Origin of the sequence: Oerskovia sp. NPDC056781 (assembly GCF_042789955.1) — a bacterium.
Classification (GTDB): Bacteria; Actinomycetota; Actinomycetes; order Actinomycetales; family Cellulomonadaceae; genus Oerskovia; species Oerskovia rustica.
In genome coordinates, this window is sequence record NZ_JBHUAD010000145.1 from 1 (window position 1) to 10043 (window position 10043).

General features: G+C 72.8%; 9 protein-coding genes. 3 read left to right on the top strand and 6 right to left on the bottom strand.

What is annotated here, in order from left to right; all coding sequences use genetic code 11:
* Positions 1-69 precede the first annotated feature (69 nt).
* The 4 genes from purQ to ACFRCR_RS12785 form a co-directional block, all read right to left on the bottom strand.
* Complete coding sequence (purQ, locus tag ACFRCR_RS12770) at positions 70-798, bottom strand: phosphoribosylformylglycinamidine synthase subunit PurQ (protein WP_030151044.1); 729 nt, start codon at positions 796-798, stop codon at positions 70-72.
* Complete coding sequence (purS, locus tag ACFRCR_RS12775; protein WP_030151045.1) at positions 798-1070, bottom strand: phosphoribosylformylglycinamidine synthase subunit PurS; 273 nt, start codon at positions 1068-1070, stop codon at positions 798-800. Before purS ends, purQ begins: the two co-directional genes overlap by 1 nt.
* Positions 1071-1354: 284 nt before the next feature.
* On the bottom strand, positions 1355-1978 hold the full coding sequence (locus ACFRCR_RS12780; protein ID WP_377677998.1) for a hypothetical protein: 624 nt from the start codon (positions 1976-1978) through the stop codon (positions 1355-1357).
* Positions 1978-2376, bottom strand: coding sequence for a PadR family transcriptional regulator (locus tag ACFRCR_RS12785; protein WP_377677999.1), 399 nt, complete (start codon positions 2374-2376; stop codon positions 1978-1980). The genes ACFRCR_RS12780 and ACFRCR_RS12785 overlap by 1 nt, the downstream gene beginning before the upstream one ends.
* Before the next feature lie 97 nt (positions 2377-2473).
* On the opposite strand from ACFRCR_RS12785, the gene ACFRCR_RS12790 reads away from it, so the two are divergent.
* Entirely contained in the window at positions 2474-2833 is a 360-nt protein-coding gene (locus ACFRCR_RS12790; RefSeq protein ID WP_377678000.1) for an HNH endonuclease signature motif containing protein, read from the top strand.
* Here the strand turns inward: ACFRCR_RS12790 and ACFRCR_RS12795 are convergent.
* Complete coding sequence (locus ACFRCR_RS12795) at positions 2811-3767, bottom strand: phosphoribosylaminoimidazolesuccinocarboxamide synthase (protein WP_377678001.1); 957 nt, start codon at positions 3765-3767, stop codon at positions 2811-2813. The genes ACFRCR_RS12790 and ACFRCR_RS12795 overlap by 23 nt on opposite strands.
* 75 nt (positions 3768-3842) lie before the next feature.
* Complete coding sequence (locus ACFRCR_RS12800; protein WP_377678003.1) at positions 3843-6239, bottom strand: substrate-binding domain-containing protein; 2397 nt, start codon at positions 6237-6239, stop codon at positions 3843-3845.
* Here ACFRCR_RS12800 and ACFRCR_RS12805 point away from each other — a divergent pair.
* Positions 6238-7476, top strand: a complete 1239-nt coding sequence (locus tag ACFRCR_RS12805; protein WP_377678005.1) for a LacI family DNA-binding transcriptional regulator — start codon at positions 6238-6240, stop codon at positions 7474-7476. The genes ACFRCR_RS12800 and ACFRCR_RS12805 overlap by 2 nt on opposite strands.
* A 185-nt stretch (positions 7477-7661) precedes the next feature.
* Positions 7662-9950, top strand: coding sequence for a glycoside hydrolase family 6 protein (locus ACFRCR_RS12810; RefSeq protein WP_377678007.1), 2289 nt, complete (start codon positions 7662-7664; stop codon positions 9948-9950).
* The last annotated feature ends 93 nt before the right edge of the window (positions 9951-10043 follow it).

Consider the following 10043-nt stretch of genomic DNA (forward strand, 5'->3'; position numbering starts at 1 on the left):
GCGCTCACCTCGGGGAGGTGAGCGCCGCCGTCGGGCAGGGCGGTACGTCGCGCGGAGGCGACGGGGTTCTCAGGCCTGGACGAGCGTGCTCAGCACCGAGGTGAAGAAGCCCAGCCCGTCCGTGCCCGCTCGCGGACCGGACTCGTTCGCGGGGCCGAACCCGGCCTCGACCGCGTGCTCGGGGTGCGGCATGAGGCCCACGACGTTGCCCGCCGCGTTCGAGATGCCCGCGATGTTGCGGCGTGAGCCGTTGGGGTTCCAGCCCTCGTAGCGGAAGACGACGCGGCCCTCGGCCTCGAGCTCGTCGAGCGTGCGCTCGTCGGCGACGAACTGGCCGTCCTGGTTCTTGAGCGGCACCGTGATGCGCTGGCCCGCGGTGTAGTCGCGCGTCCAGGCGGTGTCGGCGTTCTCGACGACCATGGTCTGCTCGCGGCAGATGAACGCGAGGTGGTCGTTCTTGATCATCGAGCCGGGCAGCAGGTGCGCCTCGGTGAGGATCTGGAAGCCGTTGCAGATGCCCAGGACGGGCAGGCCGCCCTTGGCCGCGTCGACGAGCGAGTCCATGACGGGCGCGAAGCGGCTGATCGCCCCGGCGCGCAGGTAGTCGCCGTACGAGAAGCCGCCCGGGAGCACGACCGCGTCGACCCCGTGCAGGTCCGCGTCCGCGTGCCACAGGGACACGGGCTCACCGCCTGCCAGGCGCACCGCGCGCGCCGCGTCGCGGTCGTCGAGCGTGCCGGGGAACGTGATGACACCGATCCGGGCCGTGGCCAGGCCGGTCGCTGCGGGGGCGCTCATCAGGCGCTCTCCCCGCCCAGCTCGGCCGTGAGCTCGGCGACCAGGACGACGTCCTCGATGACCGGGTTCGACAGGACCTTCTCGCCGGCCTCACGGGCCGCGGCGAGCACCTCGGGGGTGACGTCACCCTCGACCTCGAGCTCGAACCGCTTGCCCTGGCGCACGCCGGTGAACTGGGTGAAGCCCAGGCGCGGCAGCGCCCCGACGACGGCCTTGCCCTGCGGGTCCAGGATCTCGGGCTTGGGCATGACCTCGACGACTACGCGTCCCACAGGAGCTCCTCGGGAAGTTGGTCCGGCCGGCTCGGCTCGGACAGGTCCGCACGAGGCTCGGGGCGCGCCGCGAGGGCGGCGACGAGGTCGCACGGATCTCGGTGGGTGGGGATTCCGGGGCCAGTTTACCCGGGCCGCGCACGGGGCCGGGTCGCGTCTCAGGCGTCGGTCGGTACGGTGCTTCCTGGGCGCCGAGAACGAGGTCGTGGCCGTTCTGCGCGCCCTGGCGACCTCAACCTCGTTCTCGACGGCGGGGATCTTCCTGCCCGACGGCGGGGCTCGCCTCAGGAGGTCGGCCGGGCGTCCCGGGGGTCGGGCGAGGTGGACGGCAGCCGCATCGGCTCGGGCACGTTGCCGTAGACCACGTGGCGGTACCAGGCGGTCCGAGTCCGGCTCTCGCGGAAAGCCGTCCCTGACGCGACCACGATTGCGATGAGGAAGGCCCAGAAGAACCACGACGTGAGGAACGTGGGCCAGAGGTCGTCGAGAGGTCGTCCCGTGACCCACGCGTATCCGGTGAGCACCGCGAGCAACGGGCTGTAGATCAGGAGCAGCGTCCACGCGGCGTCCCGCACCGAGTAGAAGGCTCCCCGGATGTCGTCCGCGACCCACCACCAGTACTCCGCGGGCAGCCTGAGGCCGAACCGGTACAGGACCCACCGCCACAGCGGCGGGCGCTCCCGCCGGCGCAGGCTCCAGCCGGCGCGCAGCAGGCTGCGGACCTCGTCGGTGCTCAACCGGTCAGGTGCGGGCGCCCCCGCAGCCTGGGCCGCCGCGTGCGCGACGTCCTGCTGGACCGCGAGGAGCTCGTCGCCGTGGACCTCGCGCCAGCGGCGGGGGTAGGCCCGCGCCCAGAAGCGCGCCGACCGTTCGAAGCGCTCGTCGGGCGTCAGGTCGCGGCGGCGCATCAGGCCAGCCCTCCGGCGAGCCTGCCCGACGTCGGGCGCACCGCCGTGCCGCGCTGGTCGAGGGCCTTCTGCGCCCGGGCGGCGAGCTCGCGGAGCCTGTCCGTCTCCTGCTCTGCGGCGCGGCGGCCCTCGTCGGTGATCCGGTAGTAGCGCCGGAGGCGACCGTCGACGACCTCCTCACCTGCGGGCTCGACGAGGCCCGCGCCCGAGAGCCGGTCGAGGTTGCCGTACAGCGTGCCGGCGCCGAGGGCCGTCGCCCCGTCGGAGATCTCGGCGACGGCCTGGATGACGGCGTAGCCGTGCAGCGGCTCGGGGGTGAGGGACAGCAGGATCAGGTAGGCCTGCTCGGTCATGCGGAAGGACTTCCCGCCGGCCGGGCCGTTCGTCGCTGTGGGCATGGTCGATATATATCGCGCAACGACACATCGGGCAACCCGGGCACGCCGGAGCAGCCTGCCCGGGCCGGTGTCAGGGGCTCCAGCTACGATCGAACACATGTTCGATCCGTCGCCCGCAGCCCGCCCCGGGCCCGGGGTCCAGGTGATCGCCGCCGTGCTCTCGCGGGACCGCACGTGCACCTTTCCCGGCTGCTCGGTGCCCGCGTTCCGCTGCGACCTCGACCACGTGGTCCGCCCTGCGCCGCGAGCGCCGGACGCCCCTGAGCCCGACGTCCGACCCGAGGACCTCATCTCCCTGTGCCGGCACCACCACGTGGTCCGGGCGCGGTCCGGCTGGCAGCCCGACCTCGCGGCCGACGGCACGGTCCGCTGGACGTCGCCGACCGGCCACCGCTACGTCCGCGAGCGCCTCGGCTCCCCGACGGGCCCAGGGCTCAGAACAGGGACTCGCCCGTGATCCGCTCGTAAGCCTCGAGGTAGCGGTCTCGCGTGCGCTCGACGACGTCCGCGGGCAGCGCGGGCGGCGGCGCGTCGGACGCGCGGTCCCATCCCGAGGCCTCGGAGGCGAGCCAGTCGCGGACGTACTGCTTGTCGAAGCTCGGCTGCGAGCGCCCTGGCTGCCACTGGTCGGCGGGCCAGAAGCGCGAGGAGTCGGGGGTCAGCACCTCGTCGCCCAGGACGGTCGCGCCCGTCACGGGGTCGACGCCGAACTCGAACTTGGTGTCGGCGAGGATCACGCCGCGCTCGCGCGCGACCTCCTCGGCCCGCGAGTAGACGGCGAGGGTCAGGTCCCGCAGGCGGGTCGCGGCATCGAGCCCGACGGTCCCCGCGACGACCTCGAACGACACGTTCTCGTCGTGCTCCCCCACCTCGGCCTTGGCCGCGGGGGTGAAGATCGCCTCGGGCAGGCGCGACCCGTCGACGAGCCCCTCGGGCAGCGGAACTCCGCACACCGTACGGTCCACCCGGTACTCGACGAGGCCCGAGCCCGTGAGGTACCCGCGGGCGACGCACTCGACCGGGAACATCTCGAGTCGGCGGCAGATCATCGCGCGGCCCGCGACCGAGTCCGGCACCAGGCCGTCACCCGGCATGGCACTGGCCTCGGTGCTGACGACGTGGTTCGGGACGAGGTCCGCGAGCCTGTCGAACCACCACAGGCTGAGCTGGGTCAGGACGACCCCCTTGTCGGGGATGCCCGGGGACAGGACGTGGTCGAACGCGCTGACACGATCGCTCGCGACGACAAGGACGACGTCACCGAGCGGGTGCGCGCCACCGATGGCCGCGAGGTCGGGCTCGTACAGGTCGCGGACCTTGCCCGAGTAGACGTGCCGCCACCCCGGGAGATCGAGGTGGGCCGTGTCGAGGGCGTCGCGCGAGTCAGTCACGGCGCCTAGTCTCTCATCCACGCCGCAGGTCTCCGGGGCCGTCCGGATGGCGGTGCGGCGGCCGGTCACGTCGTGTCATCCGGCGCCCGGGGTGCTGGTCCCACGAGCCACGGATGCACCGCCCCGGCGAGGTGGCGGCTGCGCCTGACCCGCCGGTGGGCGCACCGCCGAGAGCTCGTGGGAGGGTTCGCACTCCGCCCGGAAGGTGTTCTCCCGGCGTTCGTCCGAGCAGTCCGTCAGGACCCCGACCATCCGCGTCGGGCATCCTGCACCGTCGCTCACCGTCACGGCACGGCAGTGGACACGCAGGTAGCGACCGTCGGCCGCCAGCAGCCGGTGCTCCAGGTCGAGCTTCCCGCCGAGGCCGCCGAGCTGGACCGCGAGCGCGACCTGGACCGCCTGGAGGTCCTCGGGATGGACCCGGTCGAGCCACTCCTCGGGGTCGGCGGCCTTCAGGTCGCCGGCGGGCAGGCCGAGCATCGCCCTCCAGGACGGCGAGTAGTAGACCGTGCCGGTCGCGACGTCCCAGTCCCAGGTCGCGTCGTACGCGGCGACCGAGGCCAGGGCATAGCGTTCCTCGCTCACGCTGATCTCCTCTGCCAGCCGTCGCTCACGCTGCGCCGCCTCCTCGAGCTCCGTCCGCTGGGCTCGCAGCGCGGCGAGGTGATCCTCCTGATCGAGCGCGACGGCGAGCATCGCCGCCCAGTGGTTGTACTTCTCGCGTGCGCTGGTCGCGCGGGTGTCGACCGGGCCACCGATCACGAGGTGCCCCCAGTCGCTCGCGTCGAACGCCACGGGGATGACGAACGAGAGGGCGTCGGCGCTCAGGAGTGCGCGCGGCGGGAACTGCGCCGCGGGAAAGCTGTGCCCCACGAGGCGCTGAGCGGCCAGGCCGCCACGGACGCCCACGACCTTCAGCACGTCCCCTCCTGGTCCGTCATCGGGCGGGCTCCAGAGGGCGATCGCAGCCGGCCCCACCTGCCCTCTCGGCAGCCAGTCGAGGTGGCGCAGCGAGGCGCTGTCGGCGTGCATGAGCTCGAGGTCGAGCTCATACTGGTCGACCATCGCACGCTCGAGGTTCCCCGACCGGACGAGCAGCGCGTGGGTGCACCCCTTGGCGAGCGCGACGAGGATCTCGGTCGTCACGTCGCCCAGCGCCCGCGAGCGCCCCTGCGGGCGCGCCCGCGTGGCACCGACCCCGACCACGGCGCCGATCGACCCCGCCGGGCCGCGGCGCTTGATCCCGACCAAGAGCTCGGCCTCGAGCGCACGCACGGCCGGCACGAGCAGCTCGAGCGCCTCGGGCACGGGCCGCAGCACGGCGGTGCGGTCGGCGAGCGCCCGGTAGAACTGCGGTGCGGGCAGCGTGCCGCCGCCGGCCGCGTCCGTCATGGTGGCGACGACGGCCCGAACCCATCCACCGACGGCGCTCTCGCCAGACCCGGTCGAGCCTGTGCTTCCCGTCCCCCGGCGGGCACGCAGCACGACCGAGTCGTCGAGCACGGCGCGCGCGACGGCGTCGAGGCGGGCAGTGGCGGTGTCGCCCTCCGCCACCTCGCCCGACGTCGGCCTGCCGTCGACGAGCAGGTCCGTCCGTGTGCTGTCGACGCAGCCGCACGACTCGCGGCAGACCAGCGTGGCCTCGGCGAGATGCTGCCCGGGACCGACCTGCTCACCGTGGATGCGCGCGAGCAACAGCTCGGCGGCCAGCTCACCGACCCGGTCGTGATGGGGGTCGACCGAGGAGAGCCGTGGCCGGGACCGGGCACCGCCGTCGGAGTGGTCGAAGCCGATCAGCGCCTGGTCGCGAGGAAGCACGAGGCCGGCGTCGGCGAGCGCCCGGAGGAAACCCACGGCGTTGCGGTCGGTGCCCGCGACGGTCGCGGTCGTGTCGAGCCCCTCCTGGAGCGCGGCCCGTCCTGCTGCCGCCCCCGCTGCCTCCTGGTTGTCGCGGGTCTGGTAGATCCACTCGGACCGCGGTTCGATCCCGTGGGCGCGCAGCGCGGTCTCGTACGCGGCGTGCCGCTCGACGAGGTCGTGCTGGCGCGGGTTCCCGAGAAAACCGATGCGCTCGTGGCCGTGCTGGAGGAGGTGCTCGACCGCGGCGCGCACACCACCCGCGTTGTCGGGAGTGACCACGGGCGCCCCGAGGTCGTCGACCGTCTCGCTGATCACGACGAGAGGCGTGCCCGACCGATCGAGCCGACGCAGGACGTCGTGCTCGACCGCGGACGTCACCACGATGACGCCGTCCATCGCGTCCAGCCCCACGATCTGCCGGGGTGGCGGCCGGTCGGGGAACTCCTCCCGATCCAGGTCGGCCGGATAGGTCTGGAACGCGACCACCCGGTGACCACCCGCCCGCAGTCCTCGTGAGATCCCCGCGAGGATCTTGCCGAAGTAGAAGCCGCCCACGACGGGTGAGAGCACGCCGATCGTGAGGTTTCCTCGGTGGGTCGTGACATCGACCATGGTGTCCACTCCGTCGTGTACCGCGTTCTCCGTGCGACCGGTCCGCCGTCGGACCGGTCGGGTCGTGCTGCGCGCGCCGCCTGCGGCATGCTGTGTGACCGTGGCCACATTCTCACGTCCGGAAAGCCCGATTGCTACCGGTAGGCGTCCCACCATCACCGACGTCGCCCGCACGGCCGGGGTGTCGATCGCGGTGGTCTCCTACGCCCTCAACGGGCGACCGGGCGTCTCCGAACGGACCAGACGCCGCGTGCTCCAGGTCGCAGAGGACCTCGGCTGGCGACCCAGCGCCGCAGCCAGGGCATTGCGCGGCACGCCCGGGACGGTCGCGCTGCTCCTGGTCCGGGACACGGTCGGGGCGACGTCGGCCGACGCCGATCTCGAGCTCGCCGACGGACTTCGCGACGTTCTCGACGCCGACCTCCCGTTGGCCGTGCACCTCGTGGAGTCCCCGTCCGCGGCGGCGGCCGCGGTCGCGACCTGGTGGGCCGAGCACCGTTACGACGCCTTCGTCATGACCGGGATCAGGACCGACGACCCTCGCCTCGCCGTCGTCGCACGACTCGGGGTCGCGACCGTGCTGGTCGACCACGTCTCCTGGCCGCGCTCGGCGAACCTCGATGACGGCCGTGGCGCGCCGCGGCAACCGGCTGGACCGCCGCACACCATGTCCGGCACGGCGGCCTCGGCCCCGCGGACGGTGGCGCTCGACGCCGCAGCGGACGTCAAGGTCGGCCGGCACCTCAGCGACCTGGGACACCGGCACGTCGCGGTGCTCGCGCCCGCGAGGCCGCTCCGGTCAGGGCACGGTGCTGCGGACGCCGTGCGTGAGGAGGTCGCCCGTCGAGGGGGCATCGCGCTCGTGGAGCCCTGCACGACGCTCGAGGACGTCGCGACGACCGCCCGTCGGCTGCTCGCGGCCCCGGACCGCCCGACGGCGATCGTCACCTCGGACGACCTGGGCGCCCTCGTCGTCGTCGACGTCGCACGCCGCGCCGGGCTGGCCGTGCCGTGGGACGTGTCGGTCGTCGCCGGTCGCGACGCCCCGGTGCTGCGCCTGTCGACCCCGCCCGTCACGGCCGTCGCGCGGCCTCTCCGCGCTCTCGGGCAGGAGGCGGGGCGTCAGGTCCTGCACGCCGTCGGGCGGCACGGGGGAGGCTCCCCGGACGACGAGGCCTCTCGGACGGTCCCCGGCGGAAGGCTCGTGATCCGTGGCACCACGGCTCCTCCGCGCTGACCTCGCACGGCGTCTCGTTCGCCGGTCGTCTCCCGTCCGCCGCCGGGTGATCGGCCGTGCCGTCCTAAACGTTTCACGCCGTTCCGTCCTCACCCGGTCCGTGACACGTTGCGCTCGACGCCGCACCCCCGCGGCACGGACCGGCCGGTGTCGTCCGGTCCGAGGACGAACCTCAGGAGGACCTCGTGTCACCAACCCCCCATCGGCTGCGCAAGGGCGCGACAGCCATGGCCGCTGCGGCGCTGGTCGCCGCACCCCTCACGCTCGCTCAGATCCCGGCCGCCGCCGCCGAGGCACGCGTCGCGAACCCGTACGCCGGGGCGACCCAGTACGTGAACCCGTACTGGTCGGGCGCCGTGGAAGCGGCCGCCGCACGTGCTGACGGCGACCTGGCTGCGAAGATGCAGGCGATCTCGGACGAGCCCACGGCCGTCTGGATGGACCGGATCAGCGCGATCGAGGGCAACGTCGACGGCCCCGGCCTGCGGTACCACCTGGACGAGGCACTCGCCCAGAAGGACGCCGGGGTGCCGATCGTGTTCAACCTGGTCATCTACGACCTGCCGGGTCGTGACTGCTACGCGCTCGCCTCGAACGGCGAGCTCCCGGCCACGGACGCCGGGCTCGTGCGCTACAAGAACGAGTACATCGACCCGATCGTCGACATCCTCGACGACCCCAAGTACGACTCGCTGCGCATCGCCGCGACGATCGAGCCCGACTCACTGCCGAACCTCATCACCAACATCAGCACGCCCGACTGCCAGCAGTCCGCGCCGTACTACCGCGCGGGCGTGAAGTACGCGCTCGACGAGCTCTACACGGTCGGCAACGTGTACTCCTACATCGACGCCGCGCACGCGGGCTGGCTGGGCTGGCCGAGCAACTCGGGCCCCGCCGCCAAGCTCTTCGCCGACGTCGTGAGGTCGACCACCGCGGGCTTCGCGTCGGTCACGGGCTTCGTGACGAACACCGCGAACTCGACGCCCCTGGTCGAGCCGTTCCTCGAGGACGTCCAGATCGGGGGCACGCCCATCCGGTCGGCGAGCTTCTACGAGTGGAACGCCGACTTCGACGAGACCGACTGGACGGCCCACCTCTACGACCTCCTGGTCGCCGAGGGGTTCCCGTCCTCGATCGGCATGCTCATCGACACGTCGCGCAACGGGTGGGGCGGTGACGCACGTCCGACCTCGGTCAGCACGTCGACGAACCACAACACGTACGTCGACGAGTCGCGGGTGGACAAGCGCGTCCACCGCGGCGCCTGGTGCAACCCGGCAGGCGCCGGCATCGGTGAGCGCCCGCAGGCCACGCCCGCGGGTTACCCCGAGTCGCACCTGCACGCGTTCGTGTGGGTCAAGCCTCCGGGCGAGTCCGACGGCGCCTCGACGGACATCCCGAACGACCAGGGCAAGCGGTTCGACCGTATGTGCGACCCGACGTTCGTCTCGCCCAAGCTCGCCAACCAGCTGACGGGCGCGTTGGGCGGAGCACCGCTCGCGGGCCAGTGGTTCGACGCGCAGTTCGAGATGCTCGTCGAGAACGCCTACCCGGTCATCGACGGCGGCGGCTCGACACCCGGCGACGTGACGGCTCCCACGGCCCCGACGGGCCTCGTCGCGGGCACGCCCACGGCCACGTCCGTCCCGCTCTCGTGGACGGCCTCGACCGACACGGTCGGCGTGACGGGCTACACGATCTACCGCAACGGCGTGCAGGTCGGCACCTCGACCTCGACGAGCTTCACGGCGACCGGCCTGACCCCCGCGACCACGTACGCGTTCACCGTCACGGCGCGCGACGCGGCCGGCAACGTCTCGACGCCGTCTGCCGCCCGGTCGGTCACGACAGCGACGGGCCCGACGGACCTGCCGCCCTCGACGCCCACGGGGCTGACCGCGGGGACGACCACGGCGAGCACGGTCCCGCTCTCGTGGAACGCGTCGACCGACGACGTCGGCGTGGTGGGCTACGTGGTCTTCCGCAACGGCGCCCAGGTCGGCACCCCGACCGGGACGTCCTTCACGGACACGGGCCTGACGGCGGGCACCGCGTACTCGTACACGGTCCGGGCCAGGGACACCGCGGGCAACCTCTCGGCGTCCTCGGCCGCGGTGAGCGCGACGACCACGACGGTCGTCGTCCCGCCCCCCGGCTCGTGCACGGTCGCCTACTCGGCGAACAGCTGGGGCTCGGGCTTCACGGGCACCGTGAAGGTCACGAACACCTCGACCGGCACGATCAACGGCTGGAGCCTGGCCTTCGCGTTCCCGTCGGGTCAGACCATCACCAACTCGTGGTCGGGTCAGTTCACGCAGTCCGGCGCGAACGTCACGGTGACCGGGCTCTCCTGGAACGCGAACCTCGCACCGGGCGCGTCCGTCGAGGTCGGCTTCAACGCCAACCACAGCGGCACGAACGGTGCGCCCGTCGCGTTCGTCCTCAACGGCAAGTCCTGCACGACCTCCTGACCAGGACGTCCGTGGCCCTCGGCCACGAGGCGCACCGTCCGGGTCCCCTGTGTCGGACGGCACCGGACGGTGAGGGCCCGCGAGCATCCGCTC